Genomic DNA, 21,784 nt, shown 5'->3' with positions numbered 1-21,784 from the left:
CGATCGGTAGGAGGGACAGGGGCGGGGGCACGATCAGTGCGGGTGGTCCTCGGTCAGCTTGAAGCCGAGTCGGCCGTGCGCGAAGGCGGCTCCGGCTCCGATGGCGGCCGCGACCCAGGCTGATTCGGCGAGCTCGGTCTCGGTCGCACCGGCGCGCACGGCGTTCTGGCCGTGGCCGTCGATGCAGTAGACGCACTGCTTGCTGATGCCCACGGCGTAGGCGATGAGCTCGCGGTACTTGAGCGGGATCTCGCGACCCTGCGGAGCGAAGACGGCGGTGTCGAAGGCGGTGAACGCCGCAAGGACGTCGGGGGTCTCCTTCTTGTAGGCGGCGGTGTAGCGGCGGTCGGCTGCGCGGTCGTAGTAGGCGTCGGTCATGGTCTTCCTTCGGAGGTCGGAGAGGGGGCGGAGGGGATGAGGTCACGGCCGGGCGGGGATCTCCAGGCCGAGGTTCTCCCGCAGGGTCGTGCCCTCGTACTCGGTGCGCAGCGAACCGCGCTCCTGCAGCAGCGGCACGACGCGGTCGACGAACTCGTCCAGACCACCCGGGTGCAGGTGCGATCCGAGGACGACCCCGTCGCCGCCTCCGCTCTGCACGAACTCGTCGAGACGGTCGGCGACCTGCTCAGCCGTGCCCACGTACTCCGTGCGGTCGAAGACGGTCTCGGCGAGACCGCGGAGGGTGAGGTCGCGCTCCTGAGCGAGCGCACGCCAGGCGCGCACGGTCCCCGCGCGATCACCGTGGATCAGTGCGCGGCCCTCGATCAGCGGCGGCGCCTCGAGGTCGGGCTCGAGATCGGGTACCGGCCCGTCGACGTCGAAGCCCGACAGGTCCCGGTTCCAGACCTGCTCGAAGAGCACCTGGATCGTGCGCGGTGTGAGTTGCTGATCGCGGATCCACCGCGCTCTCTCCTCCGCCTCCGCAGCGGTGCCGCCGAGGACGACGGCGGCTGACGGGAGGATCCGCACGGAGCCGGCCGGGCGACCCGCCGCCGCGACCCGGGCCGCGATGTCGCGCGCGAACTCGTGCGCCTCAGGTCCCCGGTGGTAGGGGGAGAAGATCACGTCGGCGCTCGACGCCGCGAAGTCGCGACCCTGCGGAGAGACGCCCGCCTGCACGATCACCGGGCGGCCCTGCGGGCTGCGCGGCACGGTGAAACGGCCGGAGACGTCGAACTGGCTGCTCGAGACGGCGAACGACCCCGTCGACGAGTCGGCGAGGAACTCGCCGGAGGGGGCATCGGCTCGCACGGCGTCGGAGGTCCAGGTGTCCCAGAGCGTCGTCACCGCGCGGACGGCCTCCTCGGCACGGGCGTAGCGGTCGGCGCGGTCGAGGAAGCCGCCGCGGCGGAAGTTCGCGCCCGTGAAGGCGTCGAAGGACGTGACCACGTTCCACCCCGCTCGTCCGCCTGAGAGGTGGTCGAGGGTCGCGATCTGACGGGCGAGCTCGAAGGGCTCGTTGAACGTCGCGTTGAGCGTGCCGACCAGGCCGATGTGCTCCGTGACCGCGGCCAGCGCGGCGAGGAGCGGCAGAGTGTCCGGTCGTCCGGCGATGTCATGGTCGAACGGGCGCCCCGCGCGCTCCCGCAGGGCCAGACCCTCGGCGAGGAAGAAGTAGTCGAACCGCCCGCGCTCCGCGGTCTCTGCGACGCGGCGGAACGTCGAGAAGTCGACCTGGCTGCCGGCGTCGGGGTGCTCCCACAGGGTGTGCTCGTTCACCCCGCCCACGTAGGCGGCGAGGACGATCTGCTTCGGTCGCCGCGTCATGACTGCTCCTCGGAGGCGTAGCGGTTCGGGATCGACGTGGGCAGGCCCAGGGCTGAGCGGAGGGTGCGGCCCTCCTCCGTCCCGACGAGCAGACCGCGTCGGCGCAGCTCGGGCACGAGGTCGTCGGCGATCAGCGGCAGATCGGTGGCGAGAACCGCGGGTCGGAGGCGGACGCCGTCGTAGCCGAGCCGTGAGAGCTCGGCGATGCGGTCGGCGACGGACGCGGCCGACCCGGCGGCGACGGCGGCGTCGCCGGTGAGCGGTCGGCCGAGAGCGTCGAGGCGCGAGAGTCTGGCCGCGGCGGACTCCGCCGGGGTGTCGAGGACGACGACGAGGTCGGCGAGGACCCGCAGGCGCTCGCCCGTGCGCCCCGCCCCGCGCTCCGCCTCGGCGATCTCCTGGAGGATCCTCTCGGCGTCCGCTGCGTTCTGAGGCGTCGCGAACACGACGTCGGCCGAGCGCGCGGCGAAACGGTACGGGATGTCGGCGTGTGCGAGCGCGGCGACGACGGGCTGCCCCTGCGGCGGCCGGGGAGTGATCGCGGGGCCGCGCACCGAGAACCAGCGTCCTGCGAAGTCGACGCGGTGCACCTTGTCGGCGTCGAGGAAGCGATCGGTGGCGACGTCGCGGATCTCGGCGTCGTCCTCCCAGCTGTCCCAGAGTCTCCGTGCGACCTCGACGGCGTCGGCCGCCTCCTCGAAGAGCTCGTCGACGACGGCGCGGATCGCGGGGTCCTCGAGAAGGGGCGTGCCCGGCTCCGGCGGCACGATCGCCGCGATTCGTCGTCCGACGTGCGAGGCTTCGTCGACGCGTGACGACACCCTGACCTGCCAACCGCCCCGCCCCCGGCTCAGGTGGTCGAGCGTCGCGACGGCCTTCGACACGTGGAAGGGCTCCGTGTGCGTCACGGTGACCGTGGGCACGAGCCCGATGCGGCTCGTGAGGGGGGCGACGTAGGAGGCGATCAGCAGCGCGTCGAGCCGGCCGCGGACCTCGTCGGTGCGGTCGTCGGCCAGGAAGGGGTCCGCCGATTGCAGGGCGAAGGAGTCCTCGATCGTCACGAAGTCGATCCCGCCGCGCTCCGCCCGCTGCACGATGTCCGCCCAGTACGCGCCGGTGAAGAGCGCGTCGGGACGGGCGCCAGGCTCGCGCCAGGACGCGGGGTGCCAGCCGGCGCCCTCGAGGGCGACGGCGAGGCTGAGGGGTGGGGCGGCGGTCATCGTGCTCCTCGGATCAGGGTGCCGGCTCGGACGAGCTCCTCGTCGTCGAGTGCGCGGAGGCGGCGCAGCAGCGCGCGCGCGACCTTGTCGTTCTCGCGGAACGACACCGCGTTCGTGCCCGGCCGGGAGAAGGCGCCGACGAACGGCGAGTCGGTGTACGGGCCGATCGCGTACCGGCGGCCGACGCGGCCTCCCGCCGTCGAGCGCAGCAGGGTGTCGTCCTGGTGCACGCGCAGCCTCCCGGTCGACAGGAGAGTGTCGCCGACGTCGACGAGGTCCTCGACCGCCGACCCCGACGCGACGAGCGCTCGCATCAGCGCGTCGTCACTCCTCGCAACGGACGTCCGGGGGAGGCGCGCGTCGACGAGAGCGTCAGCGAGGACGACCTGATCGGTCGCCCCGCCGCTCGCGACGAAGCGGCCCTCCTCTTCGGAGGTCTCCACACGGATGCCCGGGCCGAGGAAGTCGACGACGCCCGCGTCCGAGAGTGCGAGCAGCTCCTCGAGACGGTGCGCGGGCGGCCCGCTCGCGAGGAAGCTGAACCAGCCGAGCCACCATCCGTGCAGATCCTCGATCCGCGAGCGGGGCGTCCACCTCGCGGACGCGGTGAGATCGGCGACGAGGAAGTGGCTGCGCAGAAGCGCGAGGAAGAGCGCCATCGTGGCGCTGTGCTCCTGCCGGTTGCGCAGAGCCAGGTCGTCCCGGATGTAGGCGCGCACCGCCTCCTGCAGCGCCGAGCCGTCGGCGAACCGCACATCGGCGAACGGGCGGTCGAGATCGGGGAGGAGCAGCCTGTCGAGGCTGTCCGGCACAGTGTCCGCGACGAGCGCGGTCAGGGTCCGCGCATCTCCGAGGACCCGCTCGGCGTCGGCCCCGAGTGCGGGGAGAGCGTACCCCCGTCCCGCTTCGGGTCGCGGGCCGCGGGAGCCGGCGAGGACCGAGGCGCGCGGGTCGAGCCGCGAGAACACCTCCGAGAAGTGCGTCCAGTCGGTGCTCACCCGGTCGGGGTGCCCGGTGAAGAGCTCACGGTAGTAGCCCCAGAGCATCTCCTGGGCGATCAGGGGCCAGACGTCCTCGCTGAAGTCGAGCGGGCGGTGTCGCGAGCGCAGCTCCTCGACGACGGACGCCGAGAACCAGCGGGGCTCGGGCGCGGCTCCCTGGATCGTCGAGCCGATCTTCGAGTGGTAGGGGACCCCGCGGCGGCTGCCGATCAGGATGCGCGGCTCACGTCCCGACGGGTGGTAGCGCAGTCCGCCGGCGTCGTCCCGTTCGAAGCGGCCGCCCCGGCCCTCGGTGAGCAGCACCAGGAGGTCGACCGCGACGAGGCCGAGGCCGCGCACGATCACGTCGTGTCCGGCGCGGAGGGATCCGAGGTCGGCGTCGGCCGTGAACGACGGCGGCAGGTAGGCGAGGCCGTGGCGCTCGGCGAACCCGGCCAGCCGGGTCTCGTCGACCGTCGGCAGAGCGCCGCTGTGCCCGAGCGAGAACAGGACCAGGTCCGCCTCGATCACGTCGCCGGAGTCGAGGACGACCCGCTGCGCACCGTTGTCGCGGCCGAGCACCTCGACGACGCGCGCCGCGTGCTCGCGGACCTCGACGTCAGGGCGGAGAGCGGCGAGCGCCTCCCGGTGGAACCAGCGCAGATAGAGGCTCTGCAGCCGGCGGGTGGGGAAGCTGTCGGCGCGGAGCCCGTCGAGCTCGCGGCGCACGGCTTCGTCGCCCTCTGCGAGCGCGATCCGGCCGGCCCGCACCGCCTCCGCCCACTCGATCAGCGAGGGTCCGGGGCGCACCGGCCCCTCGATCGTCGCGCTCGCGTCGGTGAACATCGTCACGTCGGCTGCGAGCGAGTTGAGCTTCAGCAACGTCGACTGCTCGTAGCGCCAGATCCGGCCGGGGCCGACGGGGTACGGGTCGACGACGTGGACGACGAGCGCGGCCGGCCCGAGGGCGTCCTCGGCGGCGTTCGCGGCGAGGCGCTCGAGGACCCCGACCGCGCGGGGACCTCCCCCGACGATCACGAGGGAGCGGGTCCCGTCCGATGGCGCTGACATGCGTCCACGATGACCCTTCCCCCTTGAGGACGCCGCTCTGTGACGACTCGTGACGATGTGAAGAAGTGTGTAGCGGCGGGTTGGAGCCGGGTGGCCGCGGACCCTAGCGTCGGCCCCCACGGCGTGCAGAAAGGTGCGCCCCGACAGGCAGGAGCCTCGAGTGCCCATCGAATTCCTCGGCATCGCCGCGCTCAACGACGGCAGCGAGACACGAGCACGCAGCGGCGCGAGCTTCGACCCGGAGTACACGGTGCGTCTGGCCGCGGCTCATGAGGACAGCGGGTGGGACCGCATCCTGTTCGCCTACCACTCCGGAGCCCCCGACCCCGCCGTCGCCGCCGCTTTCATCGCGTCGCGGCTCGAGCGCATCCAGCTGCTGCTGGCGCACCGGCCCAACGTCTCCTACCCCACGGTCGCGGCGAAAGCCTTCGCGACCCTCGATCAGCTGAGTGGAGGCCGCCTGAGCGTCCACGTGATCACGGGCGGGTCGGACGCGGACCAGGCCGCGGAGGGCGACTACCTGAGCAAGGACGAGCGCTACGCGCGCACCGCCGAGTACATCAGGATCGTCAAGCAGGTCTGGACGACCCGTGAGCCGTTCGATCACGCCGGGGAGCACTACCGCTTCTCCCGGTTCGTCAGCGACGTCTGGCCGGTGCAGCAGCCTCGGCCGCAGATCTCGTTCGGAGGCTCCTCTCCCGCCGCTCTGTCCGTCGGTGCCGCCGAGAGCGACGTCTACGCGCTCTGGGGCGAGCCGCTGCGGGACACCGCCGAGCAGATCCGCAGCATCCGGGAGGCGGCGGCGGCGGCCGGCCGCGACGTCGCGCCGCGCATCCAGGTCGCCTTCCGACCCATCCTCGGGGCCACCGAGGAGCAGGCCTGGGAGAAGGCGGAGGGGATCCTCCGCCGCATCGAGGCGCGCACCCGCGAGACCGCCCCCGGAGGCCTCGCCGCGCCGGAGAACACCGGCTCGCAGCGCCTCCTCGCGATCGCCGCCGCAGGCGACCGTTTCGATCGCGCGCTCTGGACCAGGGCGGGAGTCGCCGCGGGAGCGCGCGGCAACTCGAACGCCCTCGTCGGGACGCCGGAGACGGTGGCCGCCGCGCTGCTCGACTACGTCGATCTCGGGGTCGACATCATCTCGGCGCGCGGCTACGACTACGTCGACGACACCCTCGACTTCGGTCGCCACGTGATACCGCTGGTGCGCGAGGAGGTCGCTCGACGCGACGCCGCGGCCGCCCAGGCCGCCGAGGAGGCCGCTCGTGTCCTCGTCTGACACCGTCGCGGCCGACGAGTTCGTCCATGTGCGGGCCGATGACCCGCGGGCCCGGCCCCTGCTCGACGAGCTCGAGCGCGAGTACGACACCCGCTACGGCACCGCCTGGGGCGAGCCGGCATCGGCCGAGCTCGCGCGCTACCCGAGCGAGGTGTTCGCCCCGCCGGAAGGATCCTTCGTCCTGCTTCTGCGCGACGGCACCGCGATCGCCGGAGGCGCGCTGAAGAGATTCGACGACACGACCGCCGAGCTCAAGCGCATCTGGACATCCTCGGCGCACCGTCGGCAGGGACTCGCCCTGCGCGTGGTCGCCGAGCTCGAGGCGGAGGCCCGCCGGCTCGGCTACTCGACCGTCTACCTCACGACCGGGCCGCTCCAGCCGGAGGCGCAGCGGCTCTACCTCACCGCGGGCTACACACCGCTCTACGACGTGACCCAGCCTCCGGAGGTGGTCGTCCTGCACGGCTATGCGCGGACGCTCACCGATCGGCCGCTCGACGTCGCGAGGATCCGGACCGCGCACGACGACTCCTTCGCGCAGCTCACCGCGTCCCTGCCCGACGGCGGAGCACGCCTGCGCGGTCGCGTCACGGGGCGTGCCTCATGAGCGGCACGATCGCGCCGCCTCGACCGCGGGACACGTCCGGCCCCCTTCCCGGAGGCATCGACCTCGCCCGACTCGGCGAGCGGCCGGTGCTGCCGCTGCGCCACCCGGTGCGCTGGGTGGTCGCCGCACTGGTCCTCGTGCTCCTGCTGAACGCCGGACAGACCCTCTTCACGAACCCGTCGTGGGAGTGGCCGAAGGTCGGGACCTGGCTCTTCAGTCCGGCGATCCTGAAGGGGCTGCAGCTGACACTCCTCGCCACCGCCATCAGCGCCGTGATCAGCTTCGTCGGAGGCATCGTCGTCGCCGTAGCCCGGCTCTCGGGCAATCCGGTGCTGTCGACGCTCAGCTGGGTCTACATCTGGCTGTTCCGCTCGGTGCCGCTGATCCTCGTCCTCATCTTCCTGTTCAATCTCGGCAACCTGTATCCGACCGTCGGCATCGGCATCCCCTTCGGTCCGCAGTGGTCGGTGCCGACGGTGTCGCTGCTGCCTCCCCTCGCCCTCGGCGTGATCGGCCTGAGCCTGTCCGAGATCGCCTACAGCGCCGAGGTCGTCCGTTCCGGGGTGCTCGCGGTCGATCAGGGGCAGCACGAAGCGGCGAAGGCGCTCGGGATCCCGCAGCGCCGCCAGTTCACCCGCATCGTCCTCCCGCAGGCGCTCCGCTCGATCGTGCCCGCCTACGTGAACCAGATCATCGGCCTGCTGAAGGCGAGCTCGCTGCTGTTCTACGTCTCGCTGCTCGACCTGTTCGGGGTCGCTCAGAACCTCGGCAGCACGTACCCGACGGACATCATCCCCCTGCTCGTCGTCGCGACGATCTGGTACCTGGTGCTGACCTCGGCGATCTCGGTCGTGCAGTTCTACATCGAGCGCTTCTACGCCCGCGGCGCGCACCGGGAGCTCGCGCCCACGCCCCTCCAGCGGGTGCGGCGCTCGCTCGCCGGCCTGAGGAGTGCGCGATGACCGCCGCCATCGAGATCCACAACGCGACCAAGTCCTACGGCGACCGGACCGTGCTCCGGGGAGTCGACCTGCGCGTCGAGGCGGGCACCGTCACGGTCATCCTCGGTCCGAGCGGCTCGGGCAAGTCGACCCTGCTGCGGGCGATCAACCATCTCGAGAAGCTCGACGAGGGGTTCGTCTCCGTGAACGGCGAGCTGATCGGGGTGCGGCTGCGCGGCGGTCGGCTCAAGGAGCTGCGCGAGAAGGAGATCCTGCGCCAGAGGGCGAGGATCGGCTTCGTCTTCCAGAGCTTCAACCTCTTCCCGCACCTGACGATCCTCGAGAACGTCACCGAGGCGCCGATCTCGCAGGGGCAGCCGCCCGCGGAGGCCCGCGAGCGGGCACGCGCCCTGCTCGAGCACGTCCGTCTCGCCGACAAGGCGGCGGCCTATCCGAGGCAGCTCTCCGGCGGCCAGCAGCAGCGCGTGGCCATCGCGCGTGCGCTCGCGCTCGACCCCGAGGTGATCCTCTTCGACGAGCCGACCTCGGCTCTCGATCCCGAGCTCGTCGGGGAGGTGCTGCAGGTCATCCGGTCGCTGGCCGAGAGCGGCCGCACCCTCATCGTCGTGACCCACGAGATCGGCTTCGCCCGCGAGGTCGCCGACCGGGTGGTGTTCGTCGACGACGGCCTCGTCGTCGAGCAGGGCAGCCCGAGCGAGGTCCTCGACCGCCCGCAGAATCCGCGGACCCGCGACTTCCTCGGCCGAGTCCTCGGCTGAGCCCCCGCACTCCTCCTCCTCTCCATCCGCACGACAGACACAGGAATCGAATCATGACCAGACCGCACATCACTCGTTGGACCAGAGTCGGGGCGCTTCTCGCTGCCGCCGCGCTGACGACGGGCCTCGCGGCCTGCTCCGGTGCCGCCGCCTCCGACCCGGCCTCCCCGGGAGCCGCCTCCGGCACCACCACCGTCACCGTGGGTGCCCTCTCCAACGGAGCGGCGACCGAGACGGACATCGACGTGCCGGTCGTCGACGAGATCCGCGGCACGCTGCCGCAGGAGATCCTCGACCGCGGGACCCTGACGATCGGCGTCGGCGCTCTCCCCGCAGGCTTCCCTCCGCTCGCGTTCACCGGGACCGACACCGAGACCCTCACCGGCTCGGAGCCCGATCTCGGCCGCCTCGTCGCCGCCGTCCTCGGGCTGCAGCCCGAGGTGGAGAACTCCACCTGGGACAACCTCTTCGTGGGCATCGACACCGGAGGCAGCGACGTCGGCTTCTCGAACATCACCGTCACGGAGAAGCGCAAGGAGAAGTACGACTTCGCCTCCTACCGCGCCGACACCCTCGCGTTCCAGGTCCTCGCCTCGAACGACTGGGAGTTCGACGGCGACTACGAGAACCTCGACGGACTCACCGTCGCGGTCAGCAGCGGCACCAACCAGGAGAAGATCCTGCTCGAGTGGCAGGCCCGTCTGCAGTCCGAGGGCAGGTCCCTGGAGATCACGCGACTGCCCGATGCCAACTCCGTCACTCTCGCTCTCGGCTCCGGCCGGATCGACGCCTACTTCGGGCCCAACCCCACGACGGTCTACCAGAACCGGATCTCGGAGGACGGCGCCGACCCGACCCGCAACGCCGGCACGTTCTCCGGAGCGGGCGAATCGCTCGACGGGCTGATCGCGGCGACTGTGAAGAAGGACTCCGGACTCGCCGAGCCGATCGCCCAGGCCCTCGGCTACCTCATCGGGAACGGTCAGTACCAGGACTGGCTGTCGGCCTACGGCCTGCAGGACGAGGCCGTGGACGAGGCCCTGGTGAACCCGCCCGGGCTCCCGCTCGACAACAGCTGAGCCGCCCCCGCCTCGGGCGCCCCGATCGCCCAGCGGGGCGCCCTCCGCCCGCTTCCCCGAGGACTCCCATGCACCTGTTCGACTCGCTCACGCGCGAACGACTCGACCGCCCGACGAGCCGCAAGTGGAGCCTCCGCCCCGGCACCATCGGAGCCTGGGTCGCCGAGATGGACTTCGGTACGGCGCCGGCCGTTCGGAGGGCACTGCACGACGCCGTGGCCGGCGACGTGCTGGGCTATCTGTCCCCCTCGACTGCGGGCGAGCTGGGCGAGGCCGCCGCGGAGTACCTCGCTGAGCAGTACGCGTGGACGGTCGACCCCGCCCGCGTGCACTCCGTCTCGGATGTCATGGCCGCGCTCGGAGTGGCCGTCACCGAGTTCTCCCGCCCCGGCTCACCGGTGATCGTGCCTACCCCCGCTTACATGCCGTTCCTCACCTACCTGTCGGCCATCGGACGCGAGGTGATCGAGGTCCCGGGAACGATCGTCGACGGCCGCTGGGAGCACGACCTCGACGGGATCGATGCGGCCTTCGCGCAGGGAGCGGGCACCCTGGTGCTCTGCAATCCGCACAACCCGACGGGCTCGGTCCTGCCGCGGTCCGAGCTCGAAGGTCTCGCCGCTGTCGTCGAGCGCCACGGCGGGCGGGTCTTCGCCGACGAGATCCACGCGCCGCTGCGGTTCGACGGCGTCCCCCACATCCCTTACGCCTCGGTCTCGGAGGAGGCCGCCCGGCATTCCGTCACCGGAACGAGCGCCTCGAAGGCGTGGAACATCCCCGGCCTGAAGGCCGCGCAGCTGATCACCACGAACGACGCAGACGAGGACGTCTACTCGCGCTTCGGGTTCGCGGTGCAGCACGGCGCTTCGAATCTCGGCGTGATCGCCTCGACGGCCGCCTACCGGGAGGGCGGAGCGTGGCTCGACGAGGTCGTCGACTACCTCGACGGCAACCGGCGCCTCATCGCCGACTTCCTCGCCTCCGAGCTGCCCCGGATCGGGCACCGCACCCCGGAGGCGACGTATCTCGCCTGGTTCGACCTGGGTGCTCTCGGCCTCGCCGATCCCGCGCAGCACCTGCAGCGCGAGGCGGGAGTGACGCTCACCTCCGGACGCCTGTGCGGCGCCGGCTACGCCGACCACGTGCGTCTCGTCTTCGCCATGCCGCGTCCCCTCCTCCTCGAGGCGCTCGAAGCCGTGCGGGCCGCCGTGTGAACGGCGGAGCGCCTTCGCGGGGACTCGACGAGGTGGGACGGCGGAGCACCGAGGCGGGCGGCATCGCACGACAGTGGCGAGGAGCCGTCCTTCAGCGCCTCCGCTCCCTCTGCACCCCCGATGAGGCCGGGCCGCCAGCGGTGGACCGGGCGGCCTCGCGTGTCGAGGCTGTGCAGCTCGCCCACGAGATCGAGCACGGGTTCTTCCGCCCGGTGCCCGGCCGGGCGCAGGATCCGGAGTGAGACGGGGCGGACCCCCCCCTACGTCCCGAAGAGGTTGGCGCGGGTCCCGCCGGGAGCGAGCTCGTCGCGGAGGATCCCGCGGCGGCGCAGGACGGGGACGAGGTCGTCGAGCATCCGGTGCAGGGTGACCGGGTGCAGGTCCCCGGAGAGGAGGAGCCCGTCGCTGCCGCCGTCGTCGCCGAGCTCCTCGACGAAGTCGGCGAACTCCTCCGCGGTGCCGACGAAGCCGGCGCGCTCGGCGACGCGGCCCTTGCGCGCCTTCCTGGTCAGCAGCTCCCGCAGCGGAGCGTCCTCCGTGCCGCCGTACAGGCCGGCGATGGTGCCGTGCGAGACGTGCTCGCCGAACACCGACCGCGGGACGGGGAGGTCCAGGTCCAGCCCGGTGAGGTCGGTCTCCAGGTCGCTCGACCAGCCGAGCGCGATCCGCCGCAGCGCGTCCTCGTCGGGGTGGCGCGACGCCTCGACGACGCGCGCGGCCTCCTCCGGGCTCGACACGATCTCGGGCTTCACGACGAAGAGCACGCGCAGGTCGTCCGCCGTCCGCCCGTGCTGCTCGGCCGCGGCGAGCACGCGCGCCCGGTAGTCGCGCACCGCCCGGGCCTCCAGAGGGGCGAGCGCGAGCTGCACGTCCGACTGCGTGCCGGCGAAGGCCAGGCCGCGGGGAGACCCGCCGGGGGAGACGACGATCGGGTCGCCGTTCGCGAAGGGGACGGCGTTCAGGGGTCCGTCCACGCGGAAGTGCTCCCCGCGGTGGCGGAACGCGTCGATCCGGGTGCCGTCGGCGTAGCGGCCCGACTCGGGGTCGGCGACCAGCGCGCCCTCGCCCCAGCTGTGCCAGAGCCGGCGGACGACCGCCATCCACTCGTCGGCCCGGTCGTAGGCCGCGTCGTGCGACAGCGGCTCGAGGCCCACGTGGCGGGCGCTGCCGACGTCGGTGACGAGGTTGATCCCGAAGCGGTCGGAGCTGAGGTGCTGCAGCGTCGCCGCCTGCCGGGCGGCGAGGTACGGGGGCGTGATGCCGGCGTTGATCGTCGGGGCCAGCCCGATCCGCTCGGTCGCCGCGAACAGGTACGGCGCCAGGAGGAGCGGATCGTGCTTCGGCCCGCCGTACGCCCCCCGCACCCGCAGGTCGAGCGTCTCCGGGGAGCCGAGCGAGACGGCGTCCTCCATCACGATCAGCTCGAAGCCGGCCTGCTCCAGCTCGCGGGCCGACTGCTGGTAGAGGCCGGGCTTCGTCCAGTCGTGGTTCCACTCCCGGTAGGGGTGCCCCCATCCCTGCGGGCCGAAGCCGCGGGAGAAGAACCAGCCGAAGTGCTGACGGCGCGCCACGCTCACACCTCCGCGAGCGCGGGGAGGGCGTGTGCGCGCACCGCGGCGAGCCCGCGCTCGAGGTCGCGGAGGAGGTCGTCGACGTCCTCGATCCCGATCGACAGCCGGAGGAGCCCGGGGTGGATCCCGGCGGCGGCGCGCTCGGCGGGGGTGCGTCCGGCGTGGGTGGTCGACGCGGGGTGCAGCACCAGCGAGCGCACGTCGCCGAGGTGGGTCATGTGGCTGAACAGCTCGACGGCGTCGATGAAGGCGGCCGCGCCGGCCTCGCCTCCGGCCACGGTGAAGGAGAAGACGGAGCCCTGCCCGCGGGGGAGCAGCCGCTGCGCGAGGGCGAACGACGGGCTCGACTCCAGGCCGGAGTAGTCGACCGACACGACCTCGGGCCGCCCCTCGAGGAAGCGGGCGACGGCGAGGGCGTTCGCCGAGTGCCGCTCGACCCGCAGCGACAGCGTCTCGACGCCCTGCCGCAGCAGGAAGGAGTTCAGCGGTGACGGCGTCGGTCCGAGGCGGGAGACCACGATGTCCCGCGTGTACGAGACGAAGGCGCGCCGGCCGCGCTGCTCGGTCCAGCTGCGGCCGCCGAACGACCGCTCCTCCTGGTTGAGGTGCGGGAAGAGCGCGGGGCGCGCCGCCCAGTCGAACGTGCCGGCGTCGACGATCACGCCGCCGAGGGCGGAGCCGTGCCCGGCGAGGAACTTGCTGGTCGAGTGCACGACCACGTCGGCCCCGTGCTCGATCGGGCGGAGGAGGTACGGGGTCGCGAGCGTGTTGTCGACCACGAACGGCAGCCCGTGCCGGTGCGCGATCGCGGCCAGCGCCGGGAGGTCCAGCAGATCGTTCTTCGGGTTGGGGATCGGCTCGCCGAAGAGGGCCCGGGTGTCGGGCCCGATCCGCCGCTCCCACTCGCCGAGGTCCGACGCGTCGTCGACGAAGTCCACGCCGATCCCGAGCCGACCGAAGTTCTGCACCAGCAGCCCGCGGTTGCCCTCGTAGAGGCGGCGCGACGAGAGCACCCGGTCGCCGGCCTGCAGGATCCCCAGGAGAGCGGAGGCGGTGGCCGCCTGGCCGCTCGCCACCAGGATCGCCTCGGCGCCGCCCTCGAGATCGGCGAGCCGGCGCTCGACCTCCTCGGTGGTCGGGTTCCCGTTGCGGGTGTAGAGGTAGCCCTCGTCCTCGCCGGCGAACCGCTCGCGGGCGTGCTCGAAGCTGTCGAACACGAAGCCGGCGCTGAGGTGCACGGGAGTCACGCGCGCCCCGTGGGCGCCGTCGGGCGCGGCACCGGCGTGCACCTGGCGCGTGGAGAAGCCGGCCGCCGCGGAGGCACGGGGTGCGGGCGCGGAGACCCTGGTCGCGGCGCTCGCCGCAGCGGTGGTCGCGGTGGTCGCCGGTGCAGTGATCGTCACGGTGTGCTCCTGTCCAGACGCCCTGAAGGCGGATGCCGGGAGCCTGTCAGGCCGAGGGGAGTGCGCGCCGTATCGTGACGGAGTGTGACTGCGAGGGCGCGCCGTCGCGGGTCGTGGACGTCGACCGCTCGGAGTCCGCGGGTCGTGACTCAGCTGTGCGTCGTGTTCGCCCGGATCTCCTCGACGGACAGCTCCGGCGCACCGCCTGCCGCGGCCGCCGGGTCCATCCAGACGAAGTCCCAGTGGTGGCCGTCGAGGTCGTCGAAGCTCTTCGAGTACATGAACCCGTGGTCCTGCTCGCCGGCCGGGGTCGCGCCCGCGGCGAGGGCCTTACCGTGGAGGGTGTCGACCTCCTCCCTGCTGTCGGCGCTGAGGGCGAGCTGCACCTCGGTCGAGGTGGTGGCGTCGATGATCGGCTTGCTGGTGAACTCGGCGAAGAACTCCCGCGTGAGCAGCATCGCGGTGATCGTGTCGCTGATCACCACGCTGACGGCGTTCTCGTCGCTGAAGCCCTCGTTGATCGAGTAGCCGAGCGATTCGTAGAAGGCCCTCGCCCGGGCGAGATCGGCGACGGCCAGGTTGACGAAGATCGTGGTGGGCATCGGTGCACCGTTCCTGTCGGGTCGCCGGTGGCACGCCGCCGCCGGTCGTGACTGCATGATGATGACCGGCCGGCGGCGGTGTCAAGGAAGCGCTGCCGAGAAGGCGGTGGATGCCCGGCGCGGGGCGTCCGGAGGAGGATGCGGCGCACGGATGCCGCGGATCTGCTGGACTGGCCTCGAGCACCGCAGCACGAGCAGGAGGGAGCGGAGATGATCCGGACCCTCGTTCCCACCGTCCTCGCGGCCGCCCTCCTCGCGGCCGGCTGGACCGCGATCGGACCCTCGCATCCGGTCTTCGCCGCGGTCGCGCAGATGGTCCTCACCAGCTGGGCGGCCCTGACCTTCGGTGCGCGCACGCGTCCGCTCGAGCAGTCCTGGTTCGACGTGGGTCGCCGCGAGCCGGCGCTGCTGCGGGCGCTCGGGGTCGGCGTCTTGGGCCGGCTGCTCGACGTCGTCGGGTGGAACCGCCTCGTCACCCGCGAGCGCGGCTTCGACGGCACGCGCGCGGGACTGACCGCTCTCGATCAGCACACCCGCCGCTCCGAGGCGGTGCACCTCGCGTGCACGGCCGTCGGAGTCGCGCTCGCCCTCGCCGCGACGGTCACGGGTGCGACGGGCGGCGCGGCCTGGCTGCTCGGGTCGACGATCGCCGTCCAGCTCTACCCCGCGCTGCTGCAGCGGCTGGTGCGGGCGCGCATCCAGCGGGCGGGGCGGGCGGCGCGCGGTGCGCTTCACGTCGCGGACTCGGGAGACAGCGCCCCCGGCGGCGGACCGACCACGGCTCCCGAAGGGCGGTGATCACGGGGTCCCCGACGCGCCGCGATCGTCACCGGGATCGGCCAGGGGATGGCGGCGCGCGAGGACATCGCGAGCCACGTCGGGCGGATCGCGCCGGTCGTCCTCCGCCGCCGTCAGCAGGAGAGCGAGGGCCGTGTCGGCGGGGACCCGCTGCGCTGCGCTGATGAAGCCGACGGCCTGCAGCACGGCGATCGTCCCCGGCGTGAGCGGGGCGCGGGACGCCGCCCAGCGACGGACCTCGGCGTCGTCCGTGTCCCCGGTCAGAGCGTCGGCCAGGGGGCGTGGAGGGAGGGCATGGGCGGGCCGGTCAGTGTCCGAAGCCGTGCTCGTGCTCGTGCTCGAGCTCGACGTCGAAGGTGATGTCGTCCTCGCTCGGCTGCACGGGGAACACTCCCGTGAGCGTCCTGGTGCGTTCGCGGATGCGGGCGACCTCGGCCGTGTTGTCCGGCTCCGGGAGATCGGAGGGAGTGGTCTCGGCGACCAGGGCGGCGCCGGCGTTGAGCAGGAACACCGCCTGCACGGTGCCGCCGTCGCCGCCGATGCCGGTGTACTCCACGCGGTCCGCCGTGCTGCTCACGGCGAGGGCGACGCCGTACTCGATCAGAGCGTCCGCCGCGTCGTCTCCGACCAGCATCGTCTTGTTCGCGAAGAGGAGATGCTTCATGCCTCCAGCGTGCGCAGCGCCGGCGCCGACGGGGGAGAGACTTGACAGCTCCTGGGGCGGTCGACAGACGCGACCGCGGCACCCGGTGACGCCCGGTCGCGCCCGATCGTCCTCGGCGTCGCCGAGACGGCACCCGTGGCGTCGGCCGTCCTCTGAGCAGGTCCGCGTCACAGGGACGTGGATCGACGGACCCGTGCTGATGTCGGCCGCCGAGACACCCGGCCGAGAGCAGGGCGACGTGACAGGCGGTGTCAGCGGACCATTCGCCGACGCCCGCGCCGCTTCTCCCCTGTGAGGATCAGGGCCGCGAGGAACGCGGCGAGGAGTGCGCCGATGGTGTTCATGAACCAGTCGTTCGTGTCGCAGGAGCGGCCGATCGCCGGAACGCCCGCCTGGACCAGCTCGATCAGGGCGGACAGGCCGGAGACGGCGGCGGCGACGAGCAGGGGCCGGCCGACCGCGACCGCGAGCAGCAGGGCCCCGGGGAGCAGGAGCGCGATGTTCGCGAGGGTGTCGATGCCGTCGAACGGCACCGAGAACTGCACGGTGCAGAAGACCCGCGGCGTCCCGTCGGGCGGATACACGGTCAGCGCGATCCCCACGACGAAGGCGAGCGCGGCGAGGACGAGAAGAGACCTTTCCGCGCCGCGCCGGTGCAGCAGCCAGGCGATCGCCGTGACCACCGCGACCGCGATCCAGAAGGCGATCGGGACGAGCGCGGCGTGGTCGACGAGGAACGTGCTGATCACGGTGCTCCGCTTCGAGGCGTCGGGGTGGCGGGATACGAAGACGCCTTCCGTTGACGGACGGCCCGCTCCCTCCAGGTCGGCTTGTACCGTCGACCCGCCCGCCTTCGGTGCGAGTCAGCTCCGGAGGGGAGAGCCTGCTGCGTCGAAGCGGTAGCCGCCGAAGGCGCCGCTGAGCAGCGGGCGCGCCGTCGCGATCGCGGCCTGGACCCGGGGGAGGGCGAGGGAGGCCCGATGCGCCTCGGCGCTCTCCCACAGCTCGACGACGAAGACGGTGTCGGGCTGCTCGTCGTCGACCCCGACCTCGTAGAGCAGGCAGCCGGCGTCGACGAGGTCGTCGTTGTGCTCGGTGAGGACGGCGACGAGCTCGTCGCGTCTGCCGGGGACGGCCCCGAGGGTGCCGACGTTCACGAAGGTCATGCCGCGAGGGTACCGCCGAGGACACCGACGGCGGGTGGCCGTCCCGACGGTCGGAGTGCGGTCGGGACGTCACGCTGGACGGAGTCGCCGTGCTCCCGCCTGCGAACCGCAGACCGGTCGCGGTCGGCCCGAGGCCATGCCGGCTCGGGAGGATCGCGTCGCGAGAGAGGATCCCCGGTGGTCTCCGCGATCCCCGTCGGGTCCCACCGGCCAGGCGTGAGCGTGCTCGGACCGACGGAGTGCGCCCGATCAGCCCGCGGGCCTGCTGAACAGATTGACGACGTTCCCGTCCGGGTCGCGGACGAGGGCGGAGCGGTTGCCCCACGGCATGGTGCTCGGCGGGAGCACCACGTCCTCGCTCCGGGGTGCGAGCTCGGCGAAGGCGCGGTCGACGTCGGCCACCTCGAACTCGAGCAGGACGGAGCGGTTCGACGCGGGGACGACGGCGCCGTCGAGCATCGCGACCGTCGAGGTGCGGGCGATCGCGAGGGTCGCACCCGCTCCCGTGAACTGCGCGAAGACCGGCGCCGGGCGCTCGGCCGGTCGGCCGACGACCTGCTCGTAGAAGGCGACGAGGCCGTCGAGGTCGTCGGTGACGATGCGGAGGGAGGTGAACGACATGGGGCTCCTTCAGGGCCGGGATGAGGTGATGGCACCAGGCTCGCCGGTCGTCGCGACACCGTCCTGTCGGTGTTTCCGCAGATCGTCCGCGACTCCGCGAGGTCCGCGGCGGCCGTCCCCGGAGCGGGTCAGTCGTCGACGACGGACCGCAGCCGTCCGTACTGGAGCGCGAGGTCCCCGGCTCGCAGGGTGCGCTGCGGAGGCCGCTCGTCGGTCACCTCGACCGACAGCATCCGGTCGCCGCGGAACGCCCGGACCCCCTCCCGCAGTCGGCACCACGCGATCAGGTACCAGTGCTCCTCCTTCCCGATCGAGACGAGCGGTTCGACGTCGCGGACCGACTCCGCGCCGCTGCTGTCGCGGTAGCGCAGCCGGACGACACGATCCGCTCGGAGGGCCGTCGCGAACTCCGCCGGGACGACCGCCTCCTCCTCGCTCTCGAGGAAGTGCACGCGTGAGGCGACCGCGCCGGCGCGGGCGGCCACGTCGTCCGGCAGGACCGCGAGCGTCTTCCGGGCGGCGGTCCGGGCCGCCTGCCGGAACGGACTGCGCCGCAGCGCACTGAGGCCGATCAGCACGGCGACGGCCTCCTCCACCGTGAACCCGGCCGGACCGAGGGTCGCCGACGCGTCGATGACGTAGCCGCCCGTGCGGCCGGGCTCCGCCCAGATCGGCAGACCCGCCTGCTGCAGCGCGGACAGGTCCCGCTCGATGGTCCGCACCGACACCTCGAACCGCTCGGCGAGACGGCGCGCGCTCCGCGGCCGGGGCGAGACCGCCCGCAGCTCCTCGACGAGCCCGTACAGACGATCGGTGCGGTTCACCCGACCATCATCCGCCCGGGCGCGCCAGGTCGCGGTCGTCAGCGGACTCACTGTGCGGCGGTGCTTCCGCTCGACGCGCGATCAGGTCAGCGCCGGCAGTTCGCGGGTGGTCTCGGCCACGGCGGTGAGCCGGGCGGCGAGCCTCTACCGTTGCACCCGTGCCCCTCCTTCTCGCCGACCTGCTGTCGTGAGAGCGCTCGTCGCCTGGCTCGAGCACCGCCAGCTCCCGCTCTACCTCGCCGCGATCGCCGCCGGCGCCGCTCTCGGACTGCTGCTGCCCGCCGCGCACCACCTCGAGGTCGCGATCGAACCGGTGCTCGCGCTGCTGCTGTTCGCCACGTTCCTCGGTGTCCCGTTCGCCGCGATCGGACGGTCTCTGCGCGACGGCCGCTTCCTCGCCGCGGTCGGGGTGCTGAACTTCGTCGTCGTGCCGCTCGTCGCCTACGGGCTGTCCCGATTCGTCGCCGACACTCCGGTGCTGCTGTTCGGGGTCCTCCTGGTGCTCCTGACGCCGTGCATCGACTACGTGATCGTGTTCGCCGGGCTCGCCGGAGGGGCGTCCGACCGGCTGCTCGCCGCCGCACCGCTGCTGATGCTCGCGCAGATCCTCCTCCTCCCCGTGTATCTGGTGCTCTTCATCGGTCCTGCGGGGGTGGCGGTGGTCGACGCCGGTCCGTTCGCGCGGGCGTTCCTGCTGCTGATCGTGGTGCCGCTGTCCGCGGCCGGGCTGGTGCAGGCCCTGGCGCGCCGACACGTGTCCGGCCGGATCGTCGAGTCCACGATGCTCGGGCTCATGGTGCCGCTCATGACGGCCACGCTCTTCACCGTCGTCGCCTCCCAGGCCGGCGCCGTGGGCGCCTCGGCCGGCCGGCTTCTCGTCCTCGTCCCGCTCTACGCGGGATTCCTCGTGGTCATGACCGCTCTGGGGCTGGGTGCTGGACGCGTCTTCCGACTCGACGTGCCCGCGACGCGCGCCCTCGTGTTCAGCGGCGCGACCCGCAACTCGCTCGTCGTGCTGCCCCTCGCACTCGCGCTCCCGGCACCGCTGTCGCTCGCGCCCGTCGTCGTCGTCACGCAGACCCTCGTGGAACTCGTCGGCATGGTCGTCCTCGTCCGACTGCTCCCTCGGCTCGCCCGAGACCGAGCAGCGCGGGCCGGCCCGGTCTGAGGCGGACTCACCAGCGCCCGAGACGACTCGGGCCTGCAGAAGGGTCGCCCGGGGAGTCGCCCGGGAGGTGCTCGCCGGTCAGTCCTTCTCCGGTCTGCCCGCAGTCCCCGCGTCAGCGGGCTCATCGGCCGGGGCGACAGGAGCTGCGGACTCGACCGCGGTGGGCTGGACCTCGGCTGATCTCGCATTCCTGGCGGCGAGGCGCTTCTTCTGGGACTTGCCGGTGCTGAACGGGCTCACCCACAGCCAGGAGAAGCGCCGCAGCGACTGGAAGATGAACAGCGACGCCCAGAGGGAGAACACCGTCAGGGCGACCGGGAAGACCGTCGCCGGGCCGGTCGGGACATTCGTCTCGCCGAGCAGGGGGACGAACGCGACGACGACAGCGATCACGAAGAGGTGCAGGAGATAGATCTGGAAGCTCTGCTGCCCCATGGTGACGAAGATCTTCAGTGCGCGGACCTTGACGAGGTACTGGGAGCCGGCGATGCCCAGGACGATCGCGACCGAACTGGCGATCAGGATGACGCCCGGAATGCGGTTGGCGTCGAAGGCGACGATCACCGCGATGATGCCGATGTAGGACACTGCGAGCGCGAGCGCCTGCCAGACCTTCACGCGGGCGGCGAAGCGGTAGAACGTGCGGGGGATGAACATCGCCACGAGGAAGAAGATGAAGTTCTGGAGCACCCGGTCCCAGCCGATGTTGTCGGTGTCCAGCAGGCCCGTGGTCGTCGCCGCGACGGCCAGCAGCCCGGCCACCGAGAGCTGGATCCACCGGGGCACCTTGCGGATCAGCCAGGCGAGGATGCTGAAGATCGCGAGAGCCCAGATGAACCAGTAGCTGCTCGACGGCAGGATGGGCAGCACCAGCACGTTGAGCGGGTCCGTCGGCGAGGTGGCCTCCGACCGTGAGAACGGGACGATGAGGTAGAAGACGACCCGGATGAACGACCACAGCAGGTAGAGGTACACCAGCGCGAGAACTCGGCGGCGCCACAGTTCGGCGAACGTCCACGTCAGCATCCGGGCGGCCGTGAGGCCCGCGATGAAGAAGAACACGGGCATGGGGAAGTAGAGGAGCACGGTCCGGAGCTTCGGGACGTACCCCGCGAGGTCGAAGAATCCGAGGAACAACGACGAGTGGTAGAGCACGACGAGGCTGATCGCGACGCCCTTGGCGAAGTCGATCCACTCCCGCGACTCGGGGCGCTTCACCACGGCGCCGGTCGCACTCGACCCGGTCATCCGCCGCTCCTCGCGTGGGCGCACACGGCGCGATCACTGTTCACCGATTGCTGCGGATCCATTGCGCCCCCAAGATGTCGAATTCGAACCGGATGCGAATGAGCCCCCGGTTCATTCCCCGTACGGGTTCTGAGAGTACGGGAAAGTTTCCGATCACGGACGAGTCGATGGAGTATCGAGGCGGCCGGGGAGGTCCGGACGCCTCGCAGACACCGGACGACGTCCTGTCCGTGGAGTCGCCCGCTCCACGCCGGAGGGCCTTCGGCGCGATCCGAGCGACGTCGGTCGGTCCGCGACCGCAGACGAATGAACCGTGGAGGGACGCCGTGACGACACTTTCGTCCAGTTCCACGGGTTCGCCACCCGAAGGATGAGACGAAATCGGCCCGCGGCCAGGACACCTCGACCTCTCCGGCATACTCCATGACGTGAACGACGCCACCACCGCCCCCAGTCTCGACGGCCGCGAGTTCGTGATGACCTCCTCGACCAACAGCGCGGTCGACCCGGAGTCGCCGTCGCGGTTCCACTATTCCGAGCGCGACGGAGTGGTCTGGGGCGACTACGTCGGCGACACCGTGACCTTCGGCCGGTTCGTGGGCACGCGCACCGGCGACGCCCTGCAGGTCTCGTTCGTGCACCAGCTGATCGACGGCGGGACCGTGGTCAGCGGCACCGGCGGCAGCCGCGTCGAGCTCGACGGGGAGGGCCTGCTGCGGCTCGTCGAGGAGTTCGAGATCGACGGCGACGACCACGTCAGCATCTGCGTCGAGGTCTGACGC

Annotated in this window: 23 protein-coding genes; 9 read left to right on the top strand and 14 right to left on the bottom strand. The window is 72.0% G+C overall.

From position 1 onward, the window contains the following. Positions 1–33: 33 nt before the first annotated feature. The 4 genes from C5C55_RS11455 to C5C55_RS11440 are packed head-to-tail and all read right to left on the bottom strand — an operon-like array spanning position 34 to position 5,038. Complete coding sequence (locus C5C55_RS11455) at positions 34–378, bottom strand: carboxymuconolactone decarboxylase family protein (protein WP_104223293.1); 345 nt, start codon at positions 376–378, stop codon at positions 34–36. 42 nt (positions 379–420) lie between these two features. After that, complete coding sequence (locus tag C5C55_RS11450) at positions 421–1,767, bottom strand: NtaA/DmoA family FMN-dependent monooxygenase (RefSeq protein WP_104223292.1); 1,347 nt, start codon at positions 1,765–1,767, stop codon at positions 421–423. Next, on the bottom strand, positions 1,764–2,987 hold the full coding sequence (locus tag C5C55_RS11445; protein ID WP_104226542.1) for an LLM class flavin-dependent oxidoreductase: 1,224 nt from the start codon (positions 2,985–2,987) through the stop codon (positions 1,764–1,766). The genes C5C55_RS11450 and C5C55_RS11445 overlap by 4 nt, the downstream gene beginning before the upstream one ends. Then, the gene (locus C5C55_RS11440; protein ID WP_104233984.1) at positions 2,984–5,038 is read right to left on the bottom strand and encodes an FAD/NAD(P)-binding domain-containing protein; all 2,055 of its coding nucleotides are present in this window, start codon (positions 5,036–5,038) and stop codon (positions 2,984–2,986) included. Before C5C55_RS11440 ends, C5C55_RS11445 begins: the two co-directional genes overlap by 4 nt. A 160-nt stretch (positions 5,039–5,198) precedes the next feature. Between C5C55_RS11440 and C5C55_RS11435 the strand changes: the two genes are divergently transcribed. The 6 genes from C5C55_RS11435 (at position 5,199) to C5C55_RS11410 (ending at position 10,937) form a co-directional block, all read left to right on the top strand. Further along, complete coding sequence (locus tag C5C55_RS11435; RefSeq protein WP_104233983.1) at positions 5,199–6,317, top strand: LLM class flavin-dependent oxidoreductase; 1,119 nt, start codon at positions 5,199–5,201, stop codon at positions 6,315–6,317. Next, positions 6,304–6,924 (top strand): GNAT family N-acetyltransferase, encoded by a 621-nt coding sequence (locus C5C55_RS11430; protein ID WP_219812350.1) that lies wholly within the window; start codon positions 6,304–6,306, stop codon positions 6,922–6,924. The genes C5C55_RS11435 and C5C55_RS11430 overlap by 14 nt, the downstream gene beginning before the upstream one ends. Then, a complete protein-coding gene (locus C5C55_RS11425; RefSeq protein WP_104233982.1) occupies positions 6,921–7,886 on the top strand; it encodes an amino acid ABC transporter permease in 966 nt (321 codons plus the stop codon). The genes C5C55_RS11430 and C5C55_RS11425 overlap by 4 nt, the downstream gene beginning before the upstream one ends. Beyond that, on the top strand, positions 7,883–8,644 hold the full coding sequence (locus C5C55_RS11420; RefSeq protein WP_104223287.1) for an amino acid ABC transporter ATP-binding protein: 762 nt from the start codon (positions 7,883–7,885) through the stop codon (positions 8,642–8,644). Before C5C55_RS11425 ends, C5C55_RS11420 begins: the two co-directional genes overlap by 4 nt. A gap of 53 nt (positions 8,645–8,697) precedes the next feature. After that, positions 8,698–9,723 carry a transporter substrate-binding domain-containing protein gene (locus tag C5C55_RS11415; RefSeq protein ID WP_104223286.1) on the top strand — a complete coding sequence of 342 codons (1,026 nt, stop codon included), beginning with the start codon at positions 8,698–8,700 and terminating at the stop codon, positions 9,721–9,723. Between the two features lie 68 nt (positions 9,724–9,791). Continuing rightward, positions 9,792–10,937 (top strand): MalY/PatB family protein, encoded by a 1,146-nt coding sequence (locus C5C55_RS11410; RefSeq protein ID WP_104233981.1) that lies wholly within the window; start codon positions 9,792–9,794, stop codon positions 10,935–10,937. A 260-nt stretch (positions 10,938–11,197) separates the two neighbouring features. Here C5C55_RS11410 and C5C55_RS11405 read toward each other — a convergent pair whose 3' ends face one another. From C5C55_RS11405 to C5C55_RS11395, 3 genes are all read right to left on the bottom strand, one after another. Continuing rightward, positions 11,198–12,508, bottom strand: a complete 1,311-nt coding sequence (locus C5C55_RS11405) for an LLM class flavin-dependent oxidoreductase (RefSeq protein ID WP_104233980.1) — start codon at positions 12,506–12,508, stop codon at positions 11,198–11,200. A 2-nt stretch (positions 12,509–12,510) separates the two neighbouring features. Continuing rightward, the gene (locus C5C55_RS11400) at positions 12,511–13,911 is read right to left on the bottom strand and encodes an O-acetylhomoserine aminocarboxypropyltransferase/cysteine synthase family protein (RefSeq protein ID WP_258072546.1); all 1,401 of its coding nucleotides are present in this window, start codon (positions 13,909–13,911) and stop codon (positions 12,511–12,513) included. 149 nt (positions 13,912–14,060) lie between these two features. Then, complete coding sequence (locus C5C55_RS11395; RefSeq protein WP_104233979.1) at positions 14,061–14,513, bottom strand: VOC family protein; 453 nt, start codon at positions 14,511–14,513, stop codon at positions 14,061–14,063. Positions 14,514–14,723: 210 nt separating this feature from the next. On the opposite strand from C5C55_RS11395, the gene C5C55_RS11390 reads away from it, so the two are divergent. After that, on the top strand, positions 14,724–15,311 hold the full coding sequence (locus C5C55_RS11390; RefSeq protein ID WP_146080937.1) for a hypothetical protein: 588 nt from the start codon (positions 14,724–14,726) through the stop codon (positions 15,309–15,311). Here C5C55_RS11390 and C5C55_RS11385 read toward each other — a convergent pair whose 3' ends face one another. The 6 genes from C5C55_RS11385 to C5C55_RS11360 all read right to left on the bottom strand — a co-directional run bounded on the left by C5C55_RS11385 (position 15,312) and on the right by C5C55_RS11360 (position 18,586). Further along, positions 15,312–15,497, bottom strand: coding sequence for a hypothetical protein (locus tag C5C55_RS11385; protein WP_104233977.1), 186 nt, complete (start codon positions 15,495–15,497; stop codon positions 15,312–15,314). A gap of 121 nt (positions 15,498–15,618) precedes the next feature. Further along, a complete protein-coding gene (locus tag C5C55_RS11380; RefSeq protein WP_104233976.1) occupies positions 15,619–15,975 on the bottom strand; it encodes a hypothetical protein in 357 nt (118 codons plus the stop codon). 251 nt (positions 15,976–16,226) lie between these two features. Continuing rightward, on the bottom strand, positions 16,227–16,724 hold the full coding sequence (locus C5C55_RS11375) for a VanZ family protein (protein WP_181067842.1): 498 nt from the start codon (positions 16,722–16,724) through the stop codon (positions 16,227–16,229). A gap of 114 nt (positions 16,725–16,838) precedes the next feature. Continuing rightward, on the bottom strand, positions 16,839–17,141 hold the full coding sequence (locus tag C5C55_RS11370) for a putative quinol monooxygenase (RefSeq protein ID WP_104226533.1): 303 nt from the start codon (positions 17,139–17,141) through the stop codon (positions 16,839–16,841). 249 nt (positions 17,142–17,390) lie between these two features. After that, complete coding sequence (locus C5C55_RS11365; RefSeq protein ID WP_104233974.1) at positions 17,391–17,762, bottom strand: VOC family protein; 372 nt, start codon at positions 17,760–17,762, stop codon at positions 17,391–17,393. A gap of 128 nt (positions 17,763–17,890) precedes the next feature. Next, complete coding sequence (locus C5C55_RS11360) at positions 17,891–18,586, bottom strand: YafY family protein (RefSeq protein ID WP_104233973.1); 696 nt, start codon at positions 18,584–18,586, stop codon at positions 17,891–17,893. A gap of 187 nt (positions 18,587–18,773) precedes the next feature. Here C5C55_RS11360 and C5C55_RS11355 point away from each other — a divergent pair, with 187 nt between their 5' ends. Further along, the gene (locus C5C55_RS11355) at positions 18,774–19,754 is read left to right on the top strand and encodes an arsenic resistance protein (protein ID WP_258072545.1); all 981 of its coding nucleotides are present in this window, start codon (positions 18,774–18,776) and stop codon (positions 19,752–19,754) included. A 78-nt stretch (positions 19,755–19,832) separates the two neighbouring features. Here the strand turns inward: C5C55_RS11355 and C5C55_RS11350 are convergent, their stop codons facing one another. Continuing rightward, positions 19,833–21,002 (bottom strand): acyltransferase, encoded by a 1,170-nt coding sequence (locus C5C55_RS11350; RefSeq protein WP_104233971.1) that lies wholly within the window; start codon positions 21,000–21,002, stop codon positions 19,833–19,835. Between the two features lie 428 nt (positions 21,003–21,430). Between C5C55_RS11350 and C5C55_RS11345 the strand changes: the two genes are divergently transcribed. Then, complete coding sequence (locus tag C5C55_RS11345) at positions 21,431–21,781, top strand: hypothetical protein (protein WP_258060307.1); 351 nt, start codon at positions 21,431–21,433, stop codon at positions 21,779–21,781. Positions 21,782–21,784 lie beyond the last annotated feature (3 nt).

Origin of the sequence: Rathayibacter sp. AY1C2, from assembly GCF_002931195.1 — a bacterium.
Lineage (GTDB): Bacteria > Actinomycetota > Actinomycetes > Actinomycetales > Microbacteriaceae > Rathayibacter.
Note: the sequence above shows the minus strand (reverse complement) of the source record. Positions and strands in the feature narration are given on the sequence as shown.

Bases quoted from the DNA above. Each gene is read 5' to 3' on its own strand.
- C5C55_RS11370 (WP_104226533.1), bottom strand. From the start codon at position 17,141: ATGACCTTCGTGAACGTCGGCACCCTCGGGGCCGTCCCCGGCAGACGC.
- C5C55_RS11390 (WP_146080937.1), top strand. From the start codon at position 14,724: ATGATCCGGACCCTCGTTCCCACCGTCCTCGCGGCCGCCCTCCTCGCG.
- C5C55_RS11380 (WP_104233976.1), bottom strand. From the start codon at position 15,975: ATGAAGCATCTCCTCTTCGCGAACAAGACGATGCTGGTCGGAGACGAC.
- C5C55_RS11445 (WP_104226542.1), bottom strand. From the start codon at position 2,987: ATGACCGCCGCCCCACCCCTCAGCCTCGCCGTCGCCCTCGAGGGCGCC.
- C5C55_RS11365 (WP_104233974.1), bottom strand. From the start codon at position 17,762: ATGTCGTTCACCTCCCTCCGCATCGTCACCGACGACCTCGACGGCCTC.
- C5C55_RS11420 (WP_104223287.1), top strand. From the start codon at position 7,883: ATGACCGCCGCCATCGAGATCCACAACGCGACCAAGTCCTACGGCGAC.
- C5C55_RS11455 (WP_104223293.1), bottom strand. From the start codon at position 378: ATGACCGACGCCTACTACGACCGCGCAGCCGACCGCCGCTACACCGCC.
- C5C55_RS11395 (WP_104233979.1), bottom strand. From the start codon at position 14,513: ATGCCCACCACGATCTTCGTCAACCTGGCCGTCGCCGATCTCGCCCGG.
- C5C55_RS11410 (WP_104233981.1), top strand. From the start codon at position 9,792: ATGCACCTGTTCGACTCGCTCACGCGCGAACGACTCGACCGCCCGACG.
- C5C55_RS11450 (WP_104223292.1), bottom strand. From the start codon at position 1,767: ATGACGCGGCGACCGAAGCAGATCGTCCTCGCCGCCTACGTGGGCGGG.
- C5C55_RS11350 (WP_104233971.1), bottom strand. From the start codon at position 21,002: ATGACCGGGTCGAGTGCGACCGGCGCCGTGGTGAAGCGCCCCGAGTCG.
- C5C55_RS11415 (WP_104223286.1), top strand. From the start codon at position 8,698: ATGACCAGACCGCACATCACTCGTTGGACCAGAGTCGGGGCGCTTCTC.
- C5C55_RS11440 (WP_104233984.1), bottom strand. From the start codon at position 5,038: ATGTCAGCGCCATCGGACGGGACCCGCTCCCTCGTGATCGTCGGGGGA.
- C5C55_RS11425 (WP_104233982.1), top strand. From the start codon at position 6,921: ATGAGCGGCACGATCGCGCCGCCTCGACCGCGGGACACGTCCGGCCCC.